23 protein-coding genes are annotated in these 22,902 nt (G+C 67.0%); 11 read left to right on the top strand and 12 right to left on the bottom strand.

Going from position 1 to position 22,902, the window contains the following annotated elements; genetic code table 11:
• The first annotated feature begins 10 nt into the window (after positions 1–10).
• The 5 genes from G3545_RS12045 (at position 11) to G3545_RS12065 (ending at position 5,725) form a co-directional block, all read left to right on the top strand.
• Complete coding sequence (locus G3545_RS12045) at positions 11–916, top strand: ABC transporter permease subunit (RefSeq protein ID WP_170012855.1); 906 nt, start codon at positions 11–13, stop codon at positions 914–916.
• Entirely contained in the window at positions 917–1,738 is an 822-nt protein-coding gene (locus G3545_RS12050; protein ID WP_170012857.1) for an ABC transporter permease subunit, read from the top strand. It abuts the gene before it with no gap.
• 320 nt (positions 1,739–2,058) lie between these two features.
• Entirely contained in the window at positions 2,059–3,903 is a 1,845-nt protein-coding gene (gene mutL / locus G3545_RS12055) for a DNA mismatch repair endonuclease MutL (RefSeq protein ID WP_170012859.1), read from the top strand.
• Complete coding sequence (locus G3545_RS12060) at positions 3,900–5,183, top strand: FAD-binding oxidoreductase (RefSeq protein ID WP_170012861.1); 1,284 nt, start codon at positions 3,900–3,902, stop codon at positions 5,181–5,183. The genes mutL and G3545_RS12060 overlap by 4 nt, the downstream gene beginning before the upstream one ends.
• Before the next feature lie 14 nt (positions 5,184–5,197).
• Positions 5,198–5,725: a DedA family protein gene (locus G3545_RS12065; RefSeq protein WP_170018043.1), complete on the top strand. Its 528-nt coding sequence runs from the start codon at positions 5,198–5,200 to the stop codon at positions 5,723–5,725.
• Between the two features lie 41 nt (positions 5,726–5,766).
• Here the strand turns inward: G3545_RS12065 and G3545_RS12070 are convergent, their stop codons facing one another.
• Positions 5,767–6,273, bottom strand: coding sequence for a DUF2165 domain-containing protein (locus tag G3545_RS12070; RefSeq protein WP_170012863.1), 507 nt, complete (start codon positions 6,271–6,273; stop codon positions 5,767–5,769).
• Positions 6,274–6,314: 41 nt separating this feature from the next.
• Between G3545_RS12070 and G3545_RS12075 the strand changes: the two genes are divergently transcribed.
• Positions 6,315–6,542: a hypothetical protein gene (locus G3545_RS12075; protein ID WP_170012865.1), complete on the top strand. Its 228-nt coding sequence runs from the start codon at positions 6,315–6,317 to the stop codon at positions 6,540–6,542.
• Between the two features lie 107 nt (positions 6,543–6,649).
• Here the strand turns inward: G3545_RS12075 and ilvC are convergent, their stop codons facing one another.
• The 3 genes from ilvC to G3545_RS12090 form a co-directional block, all read right to left on the bottom strand.
• Complete coding sequence (gene ilvC, locus G3545_RS12080; RefSeq protein WP_281411713.1) at positions 6,650–7,738, bottom strand: ketol-acid reductoisomerase; 1,089 nt, start codon at positions 7,736–7,738, stop codon at positions 6,650–6,652.
• 87 nt (positions 7,739–7,825) lie between these two features.
• A complete protein-coding gene (gene ilvN / locus G3545_RS12085; protein ID WP_170012869.1) occupies positions 7,826–8,341 on the bottom strand; it encodes an acetolactate synthase small subunit in 516 nt (171 codons plus the stop codon).
• Between the two features lie 150 nt (positions 8,342–8,491).
• The gene (locus G3545_RS12090; RefSeq protein WP_170012871.1) at positions 8,492–10,252 is read right to left on the bottom strand and encodes an acetolactate synthase 3 large subunit; all 1,761 of its coding nucleotides are present in this window, start codon (positions 10,250–10,252) and stop codon (positions 8,492–8,494) included.
• 432 nt (positions 10,253–10,684) lie between these two features.
• On the opposite strand from G3545_RS12090, the gene dapB reads away from it, so the two are divergent.
• The 3 genes from dapB to G3545_RS12105 are packed head-to-tail and all read left to right on the top strand — an operon-like array spanning position 10,685 to position 12,703.
• Entirely contained in the window at positions 10,685–11,500 is an 816-nt protein-coding gene (gene dapB, locus G3545_RS12095) for a 4-hydroxy-tetrahydrodipicolinate reductase (RefSeq protein WP_170012873.1), read from the top strand.
• A 53-nt stretch (positions 11,501–11,553) separates the two neighbouring features.
• On the top strand, positions 11,554–12,177 hold the full coding sequence (locus G3545_RS12100; protein ID WP_170012875.1) for a 2,3-bisphosphoglycerate-dependent phosphoglycerate mutase: 624 nt from the start codon (positions 11,554–11,556) through the stop codon (positions 12,175–12,177).
• 10 nt (positions 12,178–12,187) lie between these two features.
• Positions 12,188–12,703 carry a GNAT family N-acetyltransferase gene (locus G3545_RS12105; protein ID WP_170012877.1) on the top strand — a complete coding sequence of 172 codons (516 nt, stop codon included), beginning with the start codon at positions 12,188–12,190 and terminating at the stop codon, positions 12,701–12,703.
• A 130-nt stretch (positions 12,704–12,833) separates the two neighbouring features.
• Here the strand turns inward: G3545_RS12105 and G3545_RS12110 are convergent, their stop codons facing one another.
• Both G3545_RS12110 and G3545_RS12115 read right to left on the bottom strand, forming a co-directional pair.
• Positions 12,834–13,715, bottom strand: coding sequence for a bifunctional helix-turn-helix domain-containing protein/methylated-DNA--[protein]-cysteine S-methyltransferase (locus G3545_RS12110; RefSeq protein ID WP_246702884.1), 882 nt, complete (start codon positions 13,713–13,715; stop codon positions 12,834–12,836).
• Between the two features lie 130 nt (positions 13,716–13,845).
• Positions 13,846–14,409, bottom strand: a complete 564-nt coding sequence (locus G3545_RS12115; protein ID WP_170012879.1) for a DUF2244 domain-containing protein — start codon at positions 14,407–14,409, stop codon at positions 13,846–13,848.
• 79 nt (positions 14,410–14,488) lie between these two features.
• Here G3545_RS12115 and nth point away from each other — a divergent pair, with 79 nt between their 5' ends.
• A complete protein-coding gene (gene nth, locus G3545_RS12120) occupies positions 14,489–15,193 on the top strand; it encodes an endonuclease III (RefSeq protein WP_246702885.1) in 705 nt (234 codons plus the stop codon).
• Here the strand turns inward: nth and G3545_RS12125 are convergent.
• Together G3545_RS12125 and G3545_RS12130 are read right to left on the bottom strand one after the other, a co-directional pair.
• Positions 15,150–15,866: a sulfate transporter family protein gene (locus G3545_RS12125; RefSeq protein WP_170012883.1), complete on the bottom strand. Its 717-nt coding sequence runs from the start codon at positions 15,864–15,866 to the stop codon at positions 15,150–15,152. The genes nth and G3545_RS12125 overlap by 44 nt on opposite strands.
• A gap of 396 nt (positions 15,867–16,262) precedes the next feature.
• A complete protein-coding gene (locus G3545_RS12130; protein WP_170012885.1) occupies positions 16,263–16,685 on the bottom strand; it encodes a VOC family protein in 423 nt (140 codons plus the stop codon).
• A gap of 168 nt (positions 16,686–16,853) precedes the next feature.
• On the opposite strand from G3545_RS12130, the gene G3545_RS12135 reads away from it, so the two are divergent.
• Positions 16,854–18,257: an FAD-dependent oxidoreductase gene (locus G3545_RS12135; RefSeq protein WP_246702800.1), complete on the top strand. Its 1,404-nt coding sequence runs from the start codon at positions 16,854–16,856 to the stop codon at positions 18,255–18,257.
• Between the two features lie 138 nt (positions 18,258–18,395).
• On the opposite strand, the gene pheT is transcribed toward G3545_RS12135, so the two are convergent.
• The 4 genes from pheT to rpmI all read right to left on the bottom strand — a co-directional run bounded on the left by pheT (position 18,396) and on the right by rpmI (position 22,783).
• Positions 18,396–20,804 carry a phenylalanine--tRNA ligase subunit beta gene (gene pheT / locus G3545_RS12140; RefSeq protein ID WP_170012887.1) on the bottom strand — a complete coding sequence of 803 codons (2,409 nt, stop codon included), beginning with the start codon at positions 20,802–20,804 and terminating at the stop codon, positions 18,396–18,398.
• A gap of 19 nt (positions 20,805–20,823) precedes the next feature.
• Positions 20,824–21,909, bottom strand: coding sequence for a phenylalanine--tRNA ligase subunit alpha (gene pheS, locus G3545_RS12145; RefSeq protein ID WP_170018046.1), 1,086 nt, complete (start codon positions 21,907–21,909; stop codon positions 20,824–20,826).
• A 273-nt stretch (positions 21,910–22,182) separates the two neighbouring features.
• Positions 22,183–22,551, bottom strand: coding sequence for a 50S ribosomal protein L20 (rplT, locus tag G3545_RS12150; RefSeq protein ID WP_170012889.1), 369 nt, complete (start codon positions 22,549–22,551; stop codon positions 22,183–22,185).
• 31 nt (positions 22,552–22,582) lie between these two features.
• A complete protein-coding gene (gene rpmI, locus G3545_RS12155) occupies positions 22,583–22,783 on the bottom strand; it encodes a 50S ribosomal protein L35 (RefSeq protein WP_170012891.1) in 201 nt (66 codons plus the stop codon).
• Positions 22,784–22,902: the final 119 nt, after the last annotated feature.

A 22,902-nucleotide genomic window follows, 5' to 3' on the forward strand; every position in this document is an offset into this window, starting at 1 on the left:
GGCACAGCACATGGCAAAGGGAACAACGGGGCGCTGGCTGGTGGTCGCGGTGCCCTATCTGTGGCTGCTCGCGCTCTTCCTCATCCCCTTCTTCATCGTCTTCAAGATCAGCCTGTCGCAGGACGCGATCGCGCAGCCGCCCTATGAGCCGGTGTTCGATCTCGCGGCCGGCTGGGCCGCGGTAAAGGACGCCGTCTCCCAGCTCAATTTCGACAATTATTCCTATGTCCTCAGCTGGGACAACGAGTTCCTGCAATCCTACGCGTCGAGCCTCTGGATCGCCGCGGTCTCGACCTTCCTGCTGCTGCTGGTCGGCTATCCGATCGCCTACGGCATGGCACGGGCGCCGAAATCGATCCGCCCGACGCTGCTGATGCTGGTGATCCTGCCGTTCTGGACCTCGTTCCTGATCCGCGTCTATGCCTGGATCGGCATCCTCTCGCCGGAGGGCCTGCTGAACCAGTTCCTCGAATATGTCGGGCTGATCGACCAGCCGCTGGAGATCCTCGCCACCGACACCGCGGTCTATATCGGTATCGTCTATTCCTATCTCCCCTTCATGATCCTGCCGCTCTATTCGGCGCTGGAGAAGATGGACGAGACGCTGCTGGAGGCGGCCGCCGATCTCGGCTGTCCGCCCTTCACCGCATTCTGGAAGATCACCTGGCCGCTGTCGCTGCCGGGCGTGTTCGCCGGGTGCCTGCTGTGTTTCATCCCGGCAGTCGGCGAGTTCGTCATTCCTGACCTGCTGGGCGGCTCCGACACGCTGATGATCGGCAAGTCGCTCTGGACCGAATTCTCGGTGAACCGATCCTGGACCGTCTCCTCGGCGGTGGCGGTGCTGCTGCTGCTGGTGCTGGTGATCCCGATCGTGTTCTACCAGAACGTCCAGGCCCGCGAGATGGAGGGCCGCTAGATGCGCAAGGGGCTCTCGCTCTTCAACGTCACCTCGCTCGTGCTCGGCTTCACCTTCCTCTATCTGCCGATCGTGCTGCTGGTGATCTATTCCTTCAACGCCTCGCGGCTCGTCACCGTGTGGGCCGGCTTCTCCACCGAGTGGTACTGGAAGCTCTTACAGAACGAACAGTTGCTCGACGCCGCCTGGGTGACGCTGCGCGTCGCCTTCATCTCGGCAAGCGTCGCCACCGTGCTCGGCACGCTTGCGGCGATCGTGCTCACCCGCTATGGCCGCTTCTGGGGCCGCACGCTGTTCTCCGGCATGGTCTATGCGCCGCTGGTCATGCCGGAGGTGATAACGGGGCTATCGCTGCTGCTCCTGTTCGTGGCGGTAAACATGGACCGCGGCTTCTGGACCATCACGCTGGCCCACATCACCTTCACCATGTGCTTCGTCGCGGTGGTGGTGCAGTCGCGCCTCGTCACCTTCGACCGGAGCCTGGAGGAAGCCGCGCTCGACCTCGGCTGCCCGCCGATGAAGACCTTCTTCGTCATCACCCTGCCGATCATCCTGCCGGCGGTGGTGTCGGGCTGGATGCTGGCCTTCACCCTGTCGCTCGACGACCTGGTGATCTCCAGCTTCACCACCGGCCCCGGCGCCACCACGCTGCCGATGCGCATCTACAGCCAGGTGCGGCTCGGCGTGACGCCGGAGATCAACGCCATCTGCACCATCATGATCGCCGTCGTCACGGTGATCGTCATCATCGCCTCCGTCGTCACCAAACGGCAGGAGATGGAACGCGAGCGGGCGGAGCGACTAGCTGCCGCGGGCGGGTGAGAATCCGCGGCTAAATGCCCACACAGTTCGCCAGCACAGGCATGGAGTCACTTAAGCCCTGGCTCGGTTTCCAGAAGTCCTGAGAGCTTGGCCGCGGCTCCCTCTCCCCGACGGGGAGAGGGTTGGGGTGAGGGGTCTTCGCCGCTTAGCAATCGTGCTCCCCCTCACCGACCCGCTTCGCGGGCCACCTCTCCCCAACGGGGAGAGGAAATTGTGTCCGGACGCTTACCCAGGTGAGTCGGCCGCGCGCTTGATATAGGGTTCGCGCTTTGGTGTAGGCTTTCCCGCTGACCCCGGCTCCGAATCGACGAGGCCCTTCCATGCCGCTCCGCCTGCTGCCTTCCAGCCTCGTCGACCGCATCGCGGCGGGCGAGGTGGTGGAACGCCCGGCGGCGGCGCTGAAGGAGATCGTCGAGAACGCGCTCGACGCCGGCGCCACCCGCATCGAGGTGGTGATCGATGGCGGCGGTCGGCGGCTGATCCGCGTCACCGATGACGGCCGCGGCATGGATGCCGAGGAACTCGCGCTCGCGGTGGAGCGCCACGCCACCTCCAAGCTCGACGATGACGACCTGCTCGCCATTTCGACGCTCGGCTTTCGCGGCGAAGCGTTGCCTTCGATCGGCGCGGTGGCGCGGCTCACCATCACCAGCCGACCGGCGATGCAGAGCAATGCCAACGAGATCCGGGTCGAAGGCGGGGTGAAGGCCGCGGTACGGCCGGCGGCGCTCGGCCCCGGCACGCGGGTCGAGGTGCGCGACCTGTTCTTCGCCACACCGGCGCGGTTGAAGTTCCTGAAATCCGAGCGTGCCGAGACCGCGGCGGCGGTCGACGTGGTGAAGCGCCTGGCGCTTGCCCGTCCCGAGGTCGGCTTCACCCTCGTCGCCGATGACCGGGCGCCGCTGAGCTGGCCGGCGCGGACGATGGATGCCGGCGGCCAGCGCGCCCGCATCGCCGACGTGCTCGGCCATGAGGCGGGCACCAACGCGCTCGACATTGCCGGCATGCGCGGCCCGGCGCGGCTGGAGGGCCTCGCCGGCCTGCCGACGTTTTCCAAGGCCAATTCGCTGTCGCAATATCTGTTCGTCAATGGTCGCCCGGTGCGCGACAAGGTGCTGCTCGGCGCGGTGCGCGCCGCCTATGCCGACCTCCTGCCCTCCGATCGCCACCCGGTGACCGCGCTGTTCCTCGACATCGATCCGCGCGAGGTCGACGTGAACGTGCATCCGGCCAAGACCGAGGTGCGGTTCCGCGATCCCGGCCTGATCCGCGCATTGATCGTGCGCACGCTGAAGGACGCGCTGGAAGCCGGCGTGCCGCGCACCGCCTCGACCGGCGCCGACCGGCTGGCGGCGCTGGCGCGTCCCGGGGAGATGTGGCGAGGCGCGCCAACGCCGCGCCCCGCCGGCAATTACGACTGGACCGGGTCCTGGGCGGCCCCGGCTTCGGCCGCGTCATCGGTCCCGCTTTCGGGCATGGCCGAGCCGCGGCAGACGGCGTTTGACACCGGCGATCTCGGCCTTGCGCTGGCGCCGATGGCGGATGCCCGCGCTTATGTGCCGCCACCGGCGCCCGACGCGATGGAGCGCCCGCTCGGCGCCGCCCGCGCCCAGCTGCACGAGACCTATATCGTGGCGCAGACCAGCCAGGGCGTCGTCATCGTCGACCAGCACGCCGCCCATGAGCGCATCGTCTATGAGAAGCTCAAGCACGCCATGGAGCGCGACGGGCTGGCGCGGCAGATGCTGCTGGTGCCGGAGGTGGTCGAGCTCGACCCGTCCGACGCCGCGCGCCTCGGCGAGCGGGCGGCGGCCTTGGAGGCGCTCGGCCTCGTCATCGAGCCGTTCGGCCCCGGAGCGGTGCTGGTGCGCGAGGTGCCGGCGCTGATCGGCGACGCCGACATTGCCGGCCTGCTACGCGAGCTCGCCGAGCATGCCGAGGAATGGGACGACGCGCTGCCGCTGGAGCGCCGTCTCCTGCATGTCGCCGCCACCATGGCCTGCCACGGCTCGGTACGTGCCGGGCGACGGCTCCGGGTGGAGGAGATGAACGCGCTGCTGCGCGAGATGGAAGCGACGCCGAACGCCGGCCAGTGCAATCACGGCCGCCCGACCTTCGTCACGCTCTCGCTCGCCGACGTCGAGAAACTGTTCGCGCGGCGATGAGCATGGTGTCCGACGGCCATCCGAAGAGCTGGTACGCCGCGACGGCGACGCCGCTCGAACCCTATCCGCTCTTGCAGGGCGCGGTACGCGCCGATGTCTGCGTCATTGGCGGCGGCTATACCGGCCTCTCGGCGGCGCTGCACCTCGCCGAGGCCGGGCTCGACGTGGTGCTGCTGGAAGCCTCCCGCGTCGGCTCCGGTGCCTCGGGGCGCAATGGCGGGCAGATCCATTCCGGCCAGCGCCGCGACCAGGACTGGATCGAAGCCCATATGGGCCTCGACGATGCCCGCCGGCTCTGGGCACTCGCCGAGGACGGCAAGACGCTGCTGCGCGCCTTGATCGCCAAACACAATATCGGCTGCCACGTGCGCAGCGGGCTCATCGTCGCCGACCACAAGCCGGGCTATGTGGCGCATAGCCACGCGTATGCGAAGAAGCTGCGCGAGGTCTATCACTACCCCCATGCCGAGCCGCTGAGCCGCGAACAATTGCGCGCTCTGGTCGGCTCCGACGCCTATTATGGCGGCATGATCGACCGCGATGGCGGGCATCTCCACCCGCTCAACCTCGCGCTCGGCCTCGCCCGCGCGGCGAGCGCGGCCGGCGCGCGCATCTTCGAAGGCTCGCGCGCACTCTCGATCGCCGACGAGGCGAAGCCCACGGTCACGACCGCCTCCGGCACGGTCGAGGCCGATTGGGTGCTGGAATGCGGCGACGGGCTGCAGGACGGGCTCGACGCCCGCGTCGACCGCCATGTGATGCCGATCGCCAATTACATCGCCGCCACCGAGCCGCTGGGCGAGCGGGCGGAAGAGATCATCGGCAATGATGCCGCGGTCGCCGACAGCCGCTTCGTGGTGAATTACTATCGGCTGACCCATGATGGCCGCCTGCTGTTCGGCGGCGGCGAGACCTATACCCGCCGGCTGAAGGCCGATCCCGGCAGCTTCGTACGGCCCTATATGCTGAAGATCTTCCCGCAGCTCGCGGATGTGCGGATCGACCATGGCTGGGGCGGGCTGCTCGGCATCACCATGACGCGCATGCCGTTCGTGCGGCGGCTCTCGCCGCATGTGCTCACCGCCGCCGGCTATTCCGGCCAAGGGGTGATGCTGGCGCCGCTGTTCGGGCAGATTCTCGCGGAAGCTGTCCGCGGCCAGTTCGGGCGCTTCGACCTTCTGGGACGGCTGCCGGTGCCGGCCTTTCCCGGCGGCCGGTGGATGCGCTGGCCGCTGCTCGCCGCGGGCCTCAGCTACTACGCCCTGCGTGATCGAATTTAAGGATCCCTGTGTTTCTGGAACTGGAAAACCTGGCGCGCGAAGCGCTGCATTTCGTCGAGGCGCACAAGCATCTCGCCCCCTATATCGCTTTCGGCCTCGCCTTCGGCGAATCCTTCGCGGTGTTGTCGATCCTGTTCCCGGCGACCGTCGTGCTGATCGGCATGGGGCCGATCATCGAGGCCGGCGGCATCCCGTTCCTGCCGGTCTGGGCCGCTGCGGCCGCGGGGGCGTCGCTGGGTGACGCCATCTCCTACTGGATCGGGCATTATTTCGGCGACCGCGTCCGCCATATGTGGCCGCTGTCGAAATATCCGCAGACGGTCGATCGCGGCGAAGCCTTCTTCCATCGCTGGGGAGCGTGGAGCGTCTTCATCGGCCGCTTCTTCGGGCCCTTGCGCGCCATCGTGCCCTTGATCGCCGGCATATTCGGCATGCCGAACTGGTTGTTCCAGCTCGCCAATGTCGCGTCCGCCCTGATATGGGCATTCGTGCTGCTGGCGCCGGGCGCCGCCGCGATCAAGGCTTTGGGCTTGGGCGGCTAGGGCAATGCCGTGGCATTGCTCCGGCATTGCCGGAGCCATGCTCAGCTCGTGCTCGAGCCCGGCTCCGGCTCGGGCAGGCTGACATAGATCAGCACCGCCAGCATCGTCATGTAGATGCGGAACGCGGATTGCTGGCCGTTCCAGTCCTTCGACTGCCACATGTCGAAATACTCGCCCCCGACCACGGTGAAGCCGAGGAAGAAGATCGCGAAGCCGAGACCGACACCGGCAGCCACCAGTCCCTTGGCCTTGGCAAAGCGAGCGCCATTGCGCAGCGAAAACAGCATATCGAGGGCGGCCAGCGCCAGCAGCACGGCGGTCAGCGCCTCGCCGGCGATGATGGCGGCATAGCCGAGCTTCCACATTTCGGGATCGGTGATCGCCCGGCCCACCAGCGCATTGCCGGGGAAGACGGTGTCCATGCTCAGCACATGCTGGACGAAGGCGTAGTTCGATCCGTAATCGACGATATTGTCGTAGGCGACGATGCCGACGAAGACGGCAAGCGCCGCCGTCATGAAAGTCTTGGTCAGTCGGACGATGATCATCAACTCCCCCGATCGAACGATCCGAGGCAGAGGAGTACCACGTGAAGATGCGAATCCTGTTAACCTCCAGCGCCCGCGCCTTCGCCGAGGAAAACGGCTGGGTCGATTATCTGGAGGCGTTGCAGCTCGGCGGCCTGGTGCAGCTCGGCGACCGGCTGGCGCTGACGGACGAGCCGGAACACGATTTCAAGGTGATCCGCCGCCGCATCCAGGTCGGGGCGGATGAGCCGGTGCTGGACGTGACGCTGGATTTCCCGGCGCGGGGCTAGGAGTCATCCCGGAACGGCCGCAAGGCCGTATCCGGGATCGCGTGACGATATGGAGAGCGATCCCGGCTCTACGCTTCGCTTGGCCGGGATGACGCCTCCTTGGCAGATCAGTTCCGGGCCTTGTCGACCAGCGCCTTGGCGCCGATCCAGGGCATCATGGCGCGCAGCTTGGCGCCGACTTCCTCGATCGGGTGGGCATTGGCCTTGGCGCGGGTCGCCTTGAACGAGGCCTGGTTGACCTTGTTCTCCAGCATCCAGTCGCGGGTGAACTTGCCGCCCTGGATGTCGGCGAGGACGCGCTTCATCTCGGCCTTGGTCTCGGCGGTGATGATGCGCGGGCCGGTGACGTACTCGCCATATTCCGCGGTGTTGGAGATCGAGTAGTTCATGTTGGCGATGCCGCCCTCATAGAAGAGGTCGACGATCAGCTTCACTTCGTGCAGGCACTCGAAATAGGCCATCTCCGGGGCGTAGCCGGCTTCCACCAGCGTCTCGAAGCCGGCGCGGATCAGCTCGACAAGGCCGCCGCAGAGCACGACCTGCTCGCCGAACAGGTCGGTCTCGCACTCTTCCTTGAAGCTGGTCTCGATGATGCCGGCGCGGCCGCCGCCGATCGCGGAGGCGTAGGAGAGGCCGAGATCATGGGCGTTGCCCGAGGCGTCCTGGTGGATGGCGATCAGGCTCGGCACGCCGCCGCCCTTCAGGTACTCGCCGCGTACGGTGTGGCCGGGGCCCTTGGGGGCGACCATCAGCACGTCGAGGTCTTTGCGCGGCTCGATCAGGTTGAAGTGAACGTTCAGGCCGTGCGCGAACAGCAGCGCAGCGCCTTCCTTCATGTTGTCGGCGAGGCTCTCGCGATAGATGTCGGCCTGGAGCTCGTCCGGGGTGAGCATCATCACCACGTCGGCCCATTTGGCGGCTTCCGCCGGCGGCATCACCTTGAAGCCCTCGGCCTCGGCCTTCTTGGCCGACGCGGAACCGGGACGCAGCCCGATCGCGACGTCCTTAACGCCACTGTCGCGCATGTTGAGCGCATGGGCGTGACCCTGGCTGCCATAGCCGATAACGGCAACCTTCTTACCCTTGATCAGGTTGAGGTCGGCGTCGCGATCGTAATAAACGCGCATGTACTTGTCCCTTTTGACCTTGGCGGCGACCTTCGAGGCAGCCTTATTCCGGTTGGGTTCCCGCGCCACGTCCCGCGTGCGGTTGGCGTCGCGAAGCTTCTAGGTTTGTCCGCGCCACGGCACAAGACCGGACGCAGCCGGCTTACATCCCTTCGTTCACATGCCCTCGGGGCCGCGGCCGATGGCGGCGACGCCGGTGCGCGAGACCTCGACGAGGCCGAGCGGGGCAAGCAGCGAGACGAACTGGTCGATCTTGTCCGGCTTGCCGGTGATCTCGAACACGAAGCTCTCTAGCGTGGTGTCCACCGTGCGGGCACGGAAACTGTCGGCGATCAGCAGCGCCTCGCGCCGGCTCTCGCCGGAGCCGCGCACCTTGATCAGCGCCAGCTCGCGCTCCAGCGCCTTGCCGGAGACGGTGAGGTCGATGACGCGATGCACCGGCACCAGGCGGTCGAGCTGGCTCTTGATCTGCTCGATGATCATCGGCGCACCGGTGGTGACGATGGTGATGCGCGAGCGATGCGACTCGTGGCTGACCTCGGAAACCGTGAGGCTGTCGATGTTGTAGCCGCGGCCGGAAAACAGGCCGACGATGCGGGCGAGAACGCCCGGCTCGTTGTCGACGAGCATTGAAAGGGTGTGCCGTTCGGCGGGTTCGTTATTCGGGGGCATGGGAAACTCGATGAGGCGGAAAATACTGGCCGAAGGATCGGTTCTTCTGCTCCGTCATCCTCGGCCTTGTGCCGAGGATCTCGATTGCTGACAGCGCATCAGAGGCCGAGATGGCCGGGACAAGCCCGGCCATGACGTCGTGGATGCGGCTCACACCAGCATCTTGCCTTCCTCGCTGATGGCCTCGTCCAGCGCCTCGGCATTGTCCGGCAGGATCATCTCGTTGTGCGGCTTGCCCGAGGGGATCATCGGCAGGCAATTCTCGGTCTTGTCGACCAGGCAGTCGAACAGCACCGGCCGGTTGACGTTCAGCATTTCCTGGATCGCCCCGTCGAGGTCGCCGGGGCGGTGGCAGCGCAGGCCGACGCCGCCATAGGCTTCCGCCAGCTTCACGAAATCGGGCAGCGATTCCGAATAGGAATGCGAGTAGCGCCCGCCATGCAACAGGTCCTGCCACTGCCGGACCATGCCCATATATTCGTTGTTCAGGATGAAGATCTTGACCGGCAAATTGAACTGCAGCGCGGTCGAGAGCTCCTGAAGGCACATCTGGATCGAGGCCTCGCCGGCAATGTCGATGACAAGGCTTTCCGGATGCGCCACCTGCACACCGATCGCCGCCGGCAGGCCATAGCCCATGGTCCCGAGCCCGCCGGAGGTCATCCAGCGGTTCGGCTCCTCGAAGTGGAAGTGCTGCGCCGCCCACATCTGGTGCTGGCCGACTTCGGTGGTGATGTAGACGTCCTTGTCCTTCACCGCCTCATAAAGCCGCTGGACCGCGAATTGCGGCTTGATGATGTCCTGCGAATTCTGGAACGACAGCGACTTGCGGGCGCGCCAGCGGTCGATCTGGCCCCACCAGGAGGCGATGGCGCGGCGATCCGGCTCGGCCTTGGTGGCGCGCCAGAGCGTGAGGATGTCCTCCAGCACATGGGCGACATCGCCGATGATCGGCACGTCGATCTTGACGTTCTTGTTGATCGAGGACGGATCGATATCGATGTGGATCTTCTTCGAGCCCGGCGAGAACGCATCGAGGCGGCCGGTGATGCGATCATCGAAGCGCGCGCCGACGCACAGCATGACGTCGCAGTCGTGCATCGCCATGTTGGCCTCATAGGTGCCATGCATGCCGAGCATACCGAGCCACTGCTTGTCGGAGGCCGGATAGGCGCCGAGGCCCATCAGCGTCGAGGTCACCGGATAGCCGGCGAGGCGCGCGAACTCGCGCAGCAGCTGGCTGGCGCGCGGGCCGGAATTGATGACGCCGCCGCCGGTATAGAGGATCGGGCGCTTGGCTTTGGCCAGCAATTCGACCGCGGCGCGCACCTTCTCCGGATCGCCGTTGAGGCGCGGCTGGTAGGTTTTGTGCTGGATGTTCTCGGGGCCGACATAGATGCCCTTGGCGAACTGCACATCCTTCGGAATGTCGACGACGACCGGGCCGGGACGCCCGTTCTGCGCGACATAGAAGGCCTCGTGGAGCACCCGCGCCAGGTCGTTGATGTCGCGGACCAGGTAATTGTGCTTGGTGCAGGGCCGGGTGATGCCGACCGTGTCGCACTCCTGGAAGGCATCCGAGCCGATCAGGTGCGTCGGCACCTGGCCGGTGATGCAGACCAGCGGGATCGAGTCCAGCAGCGCGTCGGTGAGGCCGGTCACCGCATTGGTGGCGCCGGGGCCGGAGGTCACGAGCACGACGCCGACCTTGCCGGAGGAGCGCGCATAGCCTTCCGCCATGTGCACCGCGCCCTGCTCGTGGCGCACCAATACGTGGCGCACCTGGTTCTGGTGGAACATCGCGTCATAGATCGGCAGCACCGCGCCGCCGGGATAGCCGAACATGTGTTCGACGCCCTGATCGATCAGGGCCTGCATCACCATTTCGGCGCCGGTCATTTCGCGCATCATGGCCTTTTTCCTCGTTACGCCTTCAGGTTTTCTCTGGTCCGGAAAATCAAAAGGCCCCGTCAGGGGCCCTCTTTCGCGCGTCACCTCGTTTACGGAACCGCCCCTCAGGCGAGTTCCGCGGCGACGCGCCGTCCTACGAGAATAAGCGAAATAATCTTGCGCATTGCCGCGCCGCTCCTTCGTAAAGTTGCGCGACCTCTACAGGCGTAGCGGGCGCGCGTCAAGCTATGTGCCTGAGATTGGGCAGAGTGTCGAACAATCAAGCACTTTTCGTGGCGTCCCGCCCCCGCTATACCGCATTGCACATTGGATCATGATGCCGAAAAGTGCGAAGTGGTTTTCGGCCGCCATCATGTTCCGGCCTGTTGGTAATCGACCATTTTTCATGAGTTCGGACCACCCGAATTCATCCTGGTCGTAGGGAGCGCAAGCATGTCGCAAATGCGGCTGGTGATCGTCGGCGCGGGCGGGCGCATGGGGCGCACCCTGATCCGCGCCGTCGCCGAGGCGCCCGATCTCGCACTGGCCGGGGCGATCGAGCCGCAGGGCAGCGCGCTCCTCGGCCAGGATGCCGGTGCCCTGGCCGGCCTGCCGCCGCTCGGCGTCACCGTCACCGACGACGCGCTGCCGTTGTTCGCCGCGGCCGAAGGCGTGATCGACTTTACCGTGCCGGCAGCCTCGCTCGGCTTCGCCGCGCTCGCCGCGCAGGCCCGCATCGCCCATGTCATCGGCACCACCGGCTTCACGCCGGAGGACGAGGCCAAGGTGGAGGCGGCGGCCCGTCACGCCACCATCGTCAAATCCGGCAATATGAGCCTCGGCGTCAATCTGCTAGCCGCGCTGGTCAAGCGGGTGGCGGCGACGCTCGACGACAGCTTCGACATCGAGATTGTCGAGATGCACCACAACCGCAAGATCGACGCTCCTTCCGGCACCGCGCTGCTGCTCGGCGAGGCGGCGGCGCGCGGGCGTGGCGTCGAGATCGGCACGCAGGGCGTGTTCGCCCGGCACGGCGTCACCGGCGCGCGCAAGGCCGGCGATATCGGCTTTGCCGCGCTGCGGGGCGGCACCGTGGTCGGCGAGCACAATGTGATCTTTGCCGGCCCGGCCGAGCGCATCGAGCTGGCGCACAAGGCCGAGGACCGCATGATCTTCGCCCGCGGCGCGCTCGCCGCGGCCCGCTGGGCCCGCGGACGCAAGCCCGGGCTGTATTCCATGGCCGACGTGCTCGGTCTTCACGACATTTGAGAGACCTATCCGCCGACTTGTCCGATGATGCAGCCCCGACCGGAGAATGCCCGATGCCAGACCGCCTTCTCGTGCTCGTCCGCCACGGCCAGAGTGAGTGGAACCTCAAGAACCTGTTCACCGGCTGGCGCGACCCCGATCTGACGCCGGTCGGCATCGACGAGGCGATCGCCGCCGGCAAGCGGCTGCGCGCCGAGGGCTATAGCTTCAATGTCGCCTTCACCTCGAACCTGTCGCGCGCCCAGAAGACGCTCGACCTCATGCTCGAGCAGATGGGCGAGACCAACATCCCGATCATCTGCGACGAAGCGCTGAACGAGCGCGACTATGGCGACCTCTCCGGCCTCAACAAGGACGAGGCCCGCGTCAAATGGGGCGAGGAGCAGGTGCATCTCTGGCGCCGGTCCTATGACGTGCCGCCGCCCGGCGGCGAAAGCCTGCGCGATACGGTGGCGCGCACCCTGCCCTATTACGTCAAGGAGATCCTGCCCCGCGTGCTGAATGGCGAGCGGGTGCTGGTGGCAGCCCACGGCAACTCGCTGCGCGCCCTCATCATGGTGCTGGAGAAGCTGTCCCCGCAGGGCATCATGAAGCGCGAGCTCGCGACCGGCGTGCCGGTGATCTATCACCTCAACCCGGATTCCACCGTGGCCGAGAAGCTCGACCTCGCGGCCTGAGGCTTTCTCCATGGTGGACATCATCCGCCTCGACGGCCCGGCGGCGCGGGACGCCGTTCCCGCGCTCACCGACGTGCTGATCGATTGCGTCGAGGGCGGTGCCTCGGTCAGCTTCATGTGGCCGCTGGCGCGCGAGAAGGCCGAGGCCTTCTGGCACGGCGTCGCCGATGGCGTCGCCCGCGGCGACCGGGTGCTGCTGGTGGCGCGCGCGGATGGCGAGATCGTCGGCACGGTGCAGATGGTTTTTGCCGGGCCGGAGAACCAGCCGCATCGCGGCGATATCGCCAAGATGCTGGTGAAGCGCACGGCAAGGCGCACGGGCCTCGGCGCGGCGCTGATGGACGCCGCCGAGCGGGCGGCACGCGAGGCCGGCCTGACGCTCTTGATCCTCGATACCACGTCGGGACTTGCCGCCGACCGGCTCTATCGCCGGCTCGGCTGGGTGCCGTTCGGCGAAGTGCCCGGCCACGCGCTGATGCCGGACGGGGCGTCCTCGGACACGACGTTCTTCTACAAAGCGCTGTAGCACGCACTCGTGAGCATCCTTCGAGGCCCGGCTTTGCCGGGCGCCTCAGGATGAGGTTCATCAATAAAGAACAACCTCATCCTGAGGTGCTCGCGCAGCGAGCCTCGAAGGATGTTCACGCAGAGCGCGCTCAGATCCCCCCGACGCAGCCCGCTTCCCAGCCGAGTATCGCCCGCTTGCGGGTGAGGCCCCAATGATAGCCGGTGAGATCGCCGTTCTTGCCGAGCACGCGATGGCACGGCACCACGAAGCTCATCGGGTTCTTGCCCACCGCGGCGCCGACCGCGCGCGCCGCCTTGGGCGAGCACACATGGCCGGCAATGTCGGAATAGGTGGTGGCCTTGCCCATCGGGATGCGCATCAGCGTCTCCCATACCCGCACCTCGAAATCGGTGCCGATGAAGACGATCCGTAGCGGATCGTCCGGGCGCCAGGTGGTGGTGTCGAAGATGCGCGCCGCATAGGGGCCGGTGGCGATCGGGTCCTCGACATAGAGCGCGTTTGGCCAGCGTTTGCGCATGTCGGCAAGCGCGGCATCCTCCTCGCCCTCGTCGGCGAAGGCGAGGCCGCAGAGGCCGCGCGGCGAGACCATGGCGAGCGCGGTGCCGAACGGCGAGGGATGGAAGCCCCAGCGGATGACGAGGCCGGCGGCGCCGGTCTTCCATTCGCCGGGCGAGAGCGACTCGTGCACCACGAACAGATCGTGCAGCCGCCCCGGGCCGGACAGGCCCAGCTCATAGGCGGCATCGAGCACATTGTCGCTTTCCGAGAGCACGCGTCGCGCGGCATCGAGCGTCACCGCCTGAAGGAAATCCTTCGGGGTGAGCCCGCACCAGCGGCGGAACAGGTCGGTAAGGGTGCGCGGCGTCACGCCGGCGGCGCGGGCAATGAGCTCCACCTCCGGCTGGTCGCGGAAATTGCGGTTCACGAATTCCACGGCCCGGCGCACCACCTCATAGTCGGCAGATGCGATGTGGAGCGGGTAGGCTTGATCGAAATTCGGGGCGAGCACGGCATGATCCTCCTGCTGCTTGCCCCATGTGACCATCTGGCGACGATGGGGGCCACCCGATTCCGCCCGAGTGCCGAACCCGGTCATGGCGCGCCCCTCATATGGTGCTGCGCGGCACGCCGCGCGCCCTTCAAATAGTACTGCGCGGCACGCCGCGCTTCGCCTCGGCGAGCGCGCCGGTGAGGCCGCTCGCCAGTTCCTCGCGCTGCTGCTGGTGCAGGAAGGAGCCGACTTCGGTGCCGATGCCGCGCGAGCGCAGCGTCAGCCGCTCTATGCCGAACTCCTCATGGCGCTGGGCCTCCAGCCGGGTCCAGAGCGGGTTCATCGCGGTCTCGTCCTCATCGCCATTGGCCGCCACCTTGCGCACGGTGAGCAGGCTCGGCGTCACGGTGATCTCCTCCCGCGCCTTGGCGTCGCGGAAATTCACCCGGAAGGCGAGATAGATCAGCAGCACGTCGATCCCGAACATGCCGAACACCGGCCAGGCTCCCATCATCAGGAAGGCCATGCCGCAGATGAAGCTGACGCCGCTGACCAGCAGCATCACGATGGTGAAGCCCTTGCGATTCAGCGAGCGGTAGGGCGTCAACGTCGCCGCATAGAGCATCGGCTCGGCAGTCGCCGGCTCTAGGCTTGCCGCCGGACGGGGCGGCAAGGTCGGCAGATGCGAGCGCGGGCCTCTGGCGATGGTCATCGCCCGTCATTATACGTCAAACATGGCCAGACGCGCGAAGGATTCGACCGCCGCGGTGCCCGCGAGCGCGGAGGTGGTGATGCGCGCGCGCCGGCGCGCCGTGGCCAATGCGGCGGCCGCCGAGCGTGGGCGCACCATCAAGCGCTGGTCGAGAAAGGAAGTGGTCGAGGCCTTCACCCGCTTCGAGGCGGCCAATCCCGAACCCAAGGGCGAACTGGAGCACGCCGACCCGTTCACCTTGCTGGTCGCAGTGGTGCTCTCGGCGCAGGCGACGGATGCCGGCGTCAACAAGGCAACGCGCGGCCTGTTTGCCGCGGCGCCGACGCCCGGGGCGATGGTCGCGCTCGGCGAAGAAGGCGTCTCGAAACATATTCGCACCCTCGGCCTCTTTCGCGGCAAGGCGAAGAATGTGGTCGAGCTGTCGCGTCTGCTCATCGCGAAGCATGGCGGGCAAGTGCCCAGGGACCGCGAGGCGCTGGAAGCGTTGCCCGGGGTCGGGCGCAAGACGGCGAACGTCGTGCTCAACATCGCCTTCGGCGAGCCGACCATCGCGGTCGACACCCATCTGTTCCGGGTGGCCAATCGCACCGGGCTGGCGCCGGGCAAGAACCCACTCGAGGTCGAACTGGGGCTGCTGAAGACGATTCCCCCTCGCTTCAAGCTGCACGCCCATCACTGGCTGATCCTGCACGGGCGCTATGTCTGCAAGGCGCTCCGTCCGGACTGCCCGGGTTGCCTGATCAACGATCTGTGCCGATGGCCGGAGAAGACCGTGCCGCGCTAGGGACCGCGCGGGCACCGAGCGGCGCCAGCCGCTTGTGCAGCCGCACCATGAAGATGGTGGCGAACACCGGGGTGACGAGGTTCAGGATCGGCACCGACACCACCAGCGCGATGATCAGTCCGGCGAGGAAGATCGTCACCGAATGGCGCCGGCGCAGCGCCGCGGCTTCTTCCTCGCTGCGGTAGCGCATCGCCGCGAGCTGGAAATATTCGCGGCCGAGCAGATAGCCGTTGGCCACATAGAACACGATGAGGTTCACGCCCGGCACCAGCAGCAACAGCAGCGCGACGATGTTCACCAGCAGCGTGACGCCGAAGAAGCGGATGCTGAGCCAGATGGAGCGCGCGACGGGCAGCGGCTTGCCTTCCGGCTCGTGCGGGAAATCGGTGCGCTCCACCTGCGCGGCGACATCGTCGAGGAACAGGCCGGCGATCAGCGAGGTGACCGGCGGCACCAGGAACACGCCGCCGACGATGAGGCCGAGCGCGGCGACGATGTCGATCAGCGTCTCCGCCCAGCCCCAGCTGAGATTGACGAAATGTGCCAGCGCAGTCTGCGCTATGATGCCGAGCACGATGACCAGCCCGATGGCGAGCCCGACCGAGCGCAGCAGCACGCGGCGATATTCCGGCGTGAAGGTCTGGGTGAAGGCGGTGACGGCAGCATGGAGCATGTCGGTTTCCCGGCGCGAGGTCGCTCCTAGGTAAGCGGGAGTGGGGCGCGGCTCAAGCGGGAGGGGTGTTCAGAGGCGAGCATCCTTCGAGGCCGCCTGCGGCGGCACCTCAGGATGAGGTCGCACTTTCAGATCAACCTCATCCTGAGGTGCGAGCGTAGCGATCCTCGAAGGATGCTGACACCGAGCGACTTCTCCGCCCCCAAACAGCAGCAAAAACAAGCGTTAACGATTTGTTAACCATAATGTTGCCACGCCACGCCCTCCCCTTGCCACGGTTCGACCATCTAAGCCGCTGAAATGAATCATGATTCGTTCCTAAAGAACGAATCATGAATCAAAACATCGACTTGAGTCGTTGTGGAGGATTTGTGACAGACCGGCTTTTTCAGGCTGTCACGGCCCGAATGTCACCCGACCCTCGGCATCGATAGCAAAGCCGGGGTTCCAGGCGATCTCCCAGGCATGGTCGTCGGGATCGGCGACATAGCCGCGGAAACCGCCATGCGACGGGGCGTCGGCAGGCCGCAATATGCGCCCGCCGGCCGCGGCCAGGCGCCGCATCAGCGGGTCGACCTCGACCTCGCTGGCCACATTGTGCGCCAGCGCAAAGGCGCCGGGGGTCATGAGGCCCGGCCGGTTCATGTCCGCTTCCAGCGCAGTCCGCTGGAAAGTGCCCAGCACGAGGCCGTTCATCTGATAGAAGATGATCTCCTCATTCTGGAACACCGGCGCCCATTCGAAGCCCTCGACATAGAAGCGGCGCGAGCGGGCGAGATCGGCGATGCCGAGGGTGATGACGGAAATCTGCTGTTGCATATGACACATCCCTTCGCTTGCCGACGCACCATGCGCCGGCACCAAGGGCGGGGGACTTGGTGCGAGATGCACCAGACAGAACATCGATCACGATGCGACCGGGCTAACCACACCGGTGCCGCCTTTTTCGCCGGCGACGAACATAGCGCCGGATGACGGGCGGGCAAGGTGCGTGCCGCCTTCGCCCGCGCCGCAGGCCGTGATAGCGTGCGCGCCGATCACGGTTACCGGCTGCGCATGACATCACCGACCCGCCTCTCCCGCCGCGCCTTCCTCGCGACTGCGTCAGCACTCGCCGCACCGGCCATCATCTCCCCCGCCTTCGCGCAGATCGCCGCGGATACCGACGTCGCCATCATCGGTGCCGGGGCGGCCGGCATTGCCGCGGCGCGGCGCGTGGCGGCGGCCGGGCGCAGCCACGTGCTGCTGGAGGCCGCGCCGCGCGCCGGCGGGCGGGCGCGCACCGACGAAGTGTTCGGCATGCCGTTCGATCTCGGCGCCAACCGCTTCTCCTCTTCCGAGGGGCTATTGGCGGCGGTCACCGATACCGGCGTCGAGACCACGGACGTGCCCTCCTCGCGACGGCTCTATATTGGCGACCGCGAGGCGAAGGAGAGCCAGTACGAGGCCTTCGCCGCCGCCATCGGCCGCACCGAGCGCGCCATCGCCGCCACCGCGGATGCCGGCCGCGACATCGCCGCCCGCGCGGCGCTGCCGGAATCCGGCGAATGGGGCGCCACCGTCGCCGCCGTGCTCGGCCCGCTCGGCTGCGGGCGCGACCTCGCCAATGTCTCCACGGTCGATCTCGCCCGGCGCGACGTGCCGCCGGATGACCTCTCGACGGCGCTCGGCGTCGGTTCGCTGCTGGAGCGCGTGGCCTCGCTGCTCAATCTGCGCACCAAGGCCCGGGTGGCGCGCGTCGACAATGCCGGGCGCTTCTCCACCATCACGCTGGATGGCGGCGCCGTGGTGCGGGCGCGCTCGGTGATCCTTGCCGTGCCGGCGGCAGTGATCGCGGCCGGCGCCATCCGGTTCAACCCGGCGCTGCCGGGGCGCTTTACCAATGCGCTGCTGGCCTATCCCGCCGGGCAGATGGAGCATGTCGGCTTCCTGCTGCCGAACAATCCGCTCGGCCTGTCGTCGGATGAGCTGGTGCATGTGAAAGCCGGCTCCTACCCGCCCGCGGCGCTCTATGGGCGGGTGAACGACACCGACCTGCATGTCGCGGTGTTCGGCGGGGCGCAGGCGAGCGAGATCGCCGGCAAAGGCGAGGCGGCCGCCGCCGCGCTCACCAGCGGCTTCCTGCGCGAGGCGTTCGGCGCGACCATCGGCGCCAATGTGACGAAGTTCGTCGCCTCGCGCTGGTCGACCGATCCGCTGATCCGCGGCGCCATGGCGGTGGGCGTGCCCGGAGAGGGCGCGCTACGCCGGCAATTCGCCGATCCGGTGGGACGGATGATCCTCGCCGGCGAGTATGTCAGCCCGGACAAATGGGGGACGCTGGCCGGCGCCTGGGCCACCGGCGAAGTCGCCGCCGAAAAGGCGATCACGATGGTGGGTGGGCCGGTTTAGGGCGTCCTGTTTCAGCATCCTTCGAGGCTCGCTGTGCGAGCACCTCAGGATGAGGTCGCATCTATAAGAACCACCTCATCCTGAGGTGCCCGGCAAGGCCGGGCCTCGAAGGATGCTGAAGCAGAGCGCGCGGATGGTTCACCCCCGCAGCGTCGCCCCGGTCTTCTTCACCACCTCGGCGACGATCTTGCCGGCCACCGCCTCGATCTCGACGTCGGTCAGCGTCTTCTCGCGCGGCTGCAGGGTAACAGTGAGCGCCACCGACTTCTTGTCGTCGTCGATGCCGACGCCCTCATAGACGTCGAACACGTTCACCGCGGCGATCAGCTTGCGGTCGACACCGGCGGCGGCCTTCACCATGTCGGCGGCGGCGACCCTACGCGGCACCACGAAGGCGAAATCGCGCTCCACCGGCTGGAAGGCGGAGAGCTCCAGCAGCGGCTTCACCTTTGTCGCCTTGGCCTTCGGCTCGGGGATGCGGTCGAGCACGATCTCGAAGCCGACCAGCGGGCCCTCGACATCGAGCGCTTCCAGCACCGCCGGGTGCAGCTCGCCGAAATGGCCGATGACGTTCGCGCCAAGCCGGAAGGTGCCGGAGCGGCCGGGATGAAACCAGGCCGGCGCGTCGGTCGAGATCTGGAGGTTGGCCACCGGGGCGCCGCAGGCGGCGAGCACGGCGGTCGCGTCCGCCTTGGCGTCGAACGCATCGACCGGCCCGGCCTTGCCCGACCAATGGCGCCCGGCCCCGCTCGGCTTCGCCGTGGCGCGGCGCAGGCCGGTAGCGACGATGAACTGATCCTGCGGGCGGTCACCCTTGAAGATCTGCCCGACCTCGAACAGCGCGGTGTCGTCATAGCCGCGATCGGCATTGGCCTGCGCGGCACGGGCGAGGCCCGGCAGCAGGCTCGGGCGCATGTCGGACAGGTCGGCCGCGATCGGGTTGGCGAGCGCCAGCTCCGGCGCGCCGCCGCCGAACAGCTCGGCCTGCGCCTTCGCCACGAAGGACCAGGTGACGGCCTCCACCAGCCCGCGGGCCGCCAGAGCGCGCTTGGCCTTGCGGGTGCGCAATTGCAGCGTGGTCAGGACGGGCTTGCGAGCATCGTCCGGGCGCGGGAACGGCGTCGCCGGCACACGGTCGAGACCGATGATGCGCACCACCTCCTCGACGAGATCGGCCTTGCCCTCGATATCGGCGCGCCAGGACGGCGGCGACACGTCAAGCGTGCCCGCGACACCGGAAACCGCAAAACCGAGCGCCGCGAGCGTGTCGATCTGCTCGCGGTCGGTCGCCTCCAGCCCGGTCAATTTGGCGGTGAGCGCCAGCGGGAACTCGATGATGCGCGAGGTATCCGGAATGGCGCCGGCCAGCTCGACCGTGGACGCTTCGCCGCCGCAGAGATCGAGGATCAGGCTGGTGGCGAGATCGAGGCCGGGCACGGTGAAGGCGGGATCGACGCCGCGCTCGAAGCGGAAGCGGGCATCGGAATTGATGCCGAGCTTGCGGCCGGTCTGGGCGATATTGATCGGCTCCCACAGCGCCGACTCGACCAGCACGTCGGTGGTGCCCTCGTCGCAGCCGGATTCCTCGCCGCCCATGATGCCGGCGAGCGATTCCACCGCGCGGTCATCCGAGATCACGCACATGGCCTCATCGAGCGCATAGGTCTTTCCGTCCAGCGCCAGCAGGCTCTCGCCGGCACGGGCGCGGCGCACGATGAGATCACCCGCCACCTTGGCGGCGTCGAACACGTGCAGCGGGCGCGAGCGGTCGAAGGTCAGCAGATTGGTGACGTCGACCAGCCTGTTGATGGGCCTGAGGCCGATGGCGCGCAGCTTGGCCTGCAGCCAGTCCGGCGACGGGCCGTTCTTCACGCCGCGGATCAGCCGCAGCGCGAAGGCCGGGCACGGCGCGCCGGGCTCGATCGTCACCTTCACCGGGCAGGGATAAGTGCCCGCGATGGGTTCGATCTCCGGCGTCTTCAGCGTGCCGAGGCCGGCGGCGGCGAGGTCGCGGGCGATGCCGGAGATGCCGAGGGCATCGGCGCGGTTCGGCGTCACCGCGATCTCCACCACCGGATCGCCGAGGCCGATCCATTCGGCGTAAGACACGCCCACCGGCGCATCGGCCGGCAGGTCGAGGATGCCGTCATGGTCCTCGGAGAGTTGGAGCTCGGCGGCCGAGCACAGCATGCCGCGGCTCTCGACGCCGCGAATGGTGCCGATGCCGAGCGTGATGTTCTTGCCTGGAATGAAGGTGCCGGGCGGCGAGAACACGCTCTTCATGCCGGTGCGCGCGTTCGGCGCGCCGCACACCACCTGCACCGGCTCGCCCTGGCCGGTATCCACCATGCAGACGCGCAGCTTGTCGGCGTTGGGGTGCTGCTCGGCGGAGACGACATAGGCGATGGAGAAGCCGCGCAGCTTCTCCGCCTTGTCCTCGACGCCCTCGACCTCGAGGCCGATGCGGTTCAGCGTCGCCAGCACCGCGTCGAGGGTGACGTCGTCGCCGTCGAGGTGCTCCTTGAGCCAGGAGAGGGTGAATTTCATCGTGTTGTCCTCTCCGCGATCAGTTCGACAGGCCGCCGGCCAGCGTCGGGAAGTCGAGCGGGCGGAAGCCGTAATGGGAGAGCCAGCGGACGTCGGCCTCGAAGAAGGCGCGCAGGTCCGGCATGCCGTATTTCAGCATGGCGATGCGGTCGATGCCCATGCCCCAGGCGAAGCCCTGATACTCGTCCGGGTCGAGCCCGCAATTGCGCAGCACGTTCGGATGCACCATGCCGCAGCCGAGGATCTCCAGCCAGTCATTGCCCTCGCCGAAGCGGATCTCGCCGGGGCGGGAGCGGTCGCACTGGATGTCGACCTCCATGGACGGCTCAGTGAAGGGGAAGAAGGACGGGCGGAACCGCATCTTCACATTGTCCACCTCGAAGAACGCCTTGCAGAATTCTTGCAGGATCCACTTCAGGTGGCCGAGGTGCGAGCCCTTGTCGATGACCAGCCCCTCCACCTGATGGAACATCGGGGTGTGGGTCTGGTCACTGTCGCTGCGATAGGTGCGGCCGGGGATGATGACGCGGATCGGCGGCGCCTTGCTCATCATGGTGCGCACCTGCACCGGCGAGGTGTGGGTGCGCAGCACCAGGCGCGAGCCGTCTTCCTTGGTCGGAAGATAGAAGGTGTCGTGCATCTCGCGCGCCGGATGCCCCTCGGGGAAATTCAGCGCGGTGAAATTGTGGAAGTCGTCCTCGATGTCCGGGCCCTCGGCGACCGAGAAGCCCATATCGGCGAAGATCGTGGTCAGTTCGTCGATGACCTGGCTGATCGGATGCACGCGGCCGAGTTCGGTCGGCGCCTCGCGCACCGGGAGCGTGACGTCGACGCGCTCGGTCTCGAGGCGCAGCGCCAGCGCCGCGGCCTTGAGCGCAGTGCGGCGGTTGGCGATAGCCTCGTTGAGCCGGTCGCGCAGGCCGTTGATGGCGGGGCCGGCGGTCTTGCGCTCATCCGGGGTCATGCCCCCCAGGCTCTTCAGGAGCTCGGAGACCCAACCCTTCTTGCCGAGCGCGGCGACGCGCACGGCTTCCAGCGCCGCCTCGTCATTGGCGGCGCCTATGCCGGCGAGAAGCTCGCCTTCGAGCGAAGCAAGATCGGGCAGCGTGGCGACGGACATCGGATCAAGCCTCGATAAGGGGCCAACAATATGCGTGAAGCCCCTTGCCACCTCGCGACCTCATCCTGAGGTGCGAACGCAGTGAGCCTCGAAGGATGCTCACCTGGGGCGGCCATCCTTCGAGGCCCGGCGATGCCGGGCACCTCAGGATGAGGGCGCTATGGGTCGCGCGTCTCTTAGCCGAGCCGCAACACAACGAAAAGCCCCGACGCTTGCGCGCGGGGCTCCTCAATTTCGGTCCCGGCAGTTAGCGGGAAATCAGGCCGCCTGCTGCTCCAGCGCAGCCTTGGCCTGGTCGACCAGCGCCTTGAAGGCGTCGGGCTCGTGGATGGCGATATCCGAGAGCACCTTGCGGTCGACCTCGATCCCGGCCTTGCCGAGACCGTCGATAAATCGGCCATAGGTGAAGCCGAGCTCGCGGGTCGCCGCGTTGATGCGCTGGATCCACAGGGCGCGGAAGTTGCGCTTGCGCACCTTGCGGTCGCGATACGCATACTGCTGCGCCTTCTCCACCGCCTGCTTCGCGACGCGGATGGTATTCTTGCGGCGGCCAAAATAGCCCTTCGCCGCCTTGAGCACTTTCTTGTGCTTGGCGTGGGAAGTTACGCCGCGCTTGACACGTGCCATTGGAATTCTCCTCGGTACTGGCTAAGGGGCGTCAGCCGTTGGGCAGGAAATACTTCCGCACCACGGGGGCATCACGTTCCGACATGGTCGTGGTGCCGCGCTGGTTGCGGATCTGCTTGGTGGTGCGCTTGATCATGCCATGGCGCTTATTGGCCTGGGCCATGATCACCTTGCCGGTTCCGGAGAGCTTGAAGCGCTTCTTCGCTCCGGACTTGGTCTTCATCTTGGGCATTTGGCTCGTCTCCGCGGCCGACAGCGACCCCGCGAGGGGCGTGCGGCCTGTTCTCTAGTGTGAGCATTTGAACCGCCACGGCAGCCCTGATCGCCGGGCGGTTCGGAAGGGCGCACCCT

The organism is Starkeya sp. ORNL1, assembly GCF_012971745.1.
In the GTDB taxonomy this organism is placed as follows: Bacteria; Pseudomonadota; Alphaproteobacteria; order Rhizobiales; family Xanthobacteraceae; genus Ancylobacter.

Excerpts from the sequence above, each read along its gene's own strand:
- mutL (WP_170012859.1), top strand. The coding sequence starts at position 2,059 with ATGCCGCTCCGCCTGCTGCCTTCCAGCCTCGTCGACCGCATCGCGGCG.
- ilvN (WP_170012869.1), bottom strand. The coding sequence starts at position 8,341 with ATGCCCCCGAATAACGAACCCGCCGAACGGCACACCCTTTCAATGCTC.
- pheT (WP_170012887.1), bottom strand. The coding sequence starts at position 20,804 with ATGAAATTCACCCTCTCCTGGCTCAAGGAGCACCTCGACGGCGACGAC.
- G3545_RS12125 (WP_170012883.1), bottom strand. The coding sequence starts at position 15,866 with ATGCTCCATGCTGCCGTCACCGCCTTCACCCAGACCTTCACGCCGGAA.
- G3545_RS12130 (WP_170012885.1), bottom strand. The coding sequence starts at position 16,685 with ATGCAACAGCAGATTTCCGTCATCACCCTCGGCATCGCCGATCTCGCC.
- rplT (WP_170012889.1), bottom strand. The coding sequence starts at position 22,551 with ATGGCACGTGTCAAGCGCGGCGTAACTTCCCACGCCAAGCACAAGAAA.
- dapB (WP_170012873.1), top strand. The coding sequence starts at position 10,685 with ATGTCGCAAATGCGGCTGGTGATCGTCGGCGCGGGCGGGCGCATGGGG.
- G3545_RS12105 (WP_170012877.1), top strand. The coding sequence starts at position 12,188 with ATGGTGGACATCATCCGCCTCGACGGCCCGGCGGCGCGGGACGCCGTT.
- nth (WP_246702885.1), top strand. The coding sequence starts at position 14,489 with ATGCGCGCGCGCCGGCGCGCCGTGGCCAATGCGGCGGCCGCCGAGCGT.
- G3545_RS12100 (WP_170012875.1), top strand. The coding sequence starts at position 11,554 with ATGCCAGACCGCCTTCTCGTGCTCGTCCGCCACGGCCAGAGTGAGTGG.
- rpmI (WP_170012891.1), bottom strand. The coding sequence starts at position 22,783 with ATGCCCAAGATGAAGACCAAGTCCGGAGCGAAGAAGCGCTTCAAGCTC.
- G3545_RS12090 (WP_170012871.1), bottom strand. The coding sequence starts at position 10,252 with ATGATGCGCGAAATGACCGGCGCCGAAATGGTGATGCAGGCCCTGATC.
- G3545_RS12115 (WP_170012879.1), bottom strand. The coding sequence starts at position 14,409 with ATGACCATCGCCAGAGGCCCGCGCTCGCATCTGCCGACCTTGCCGCCC.
- G3545_RS12070 (WP_170012863.1), bottom strand. The coding sequence starts at position 6,273 with ATGATCATCGTCCGACTGACCAAGACTTTCATGACGGCGGCGCTTGCC.
- G3545_RS12050 (WP_170012857.1), top strand. The coding sequence starts at position 917 with ATGCGCAAGGGGCTCTCGCTCTTCAACGTCACCTCGCTCGTGCTCGGC.
- G3545_RS12060 (WP_170012861.1), top strand. The coding sequence starts at position 3,900 with ATGAGCATGGTGTCCGACGGCCATCCGAAGAGCTGGTACGCCGCGACG.
- G3545_RS12045 (WP_170012855.1), top strand. The coding sequence starts at position 11 with ATGGCAAAGGGAACAACGGGGCGCTGGCTGGTGGTCGCGGTGCCCTAT.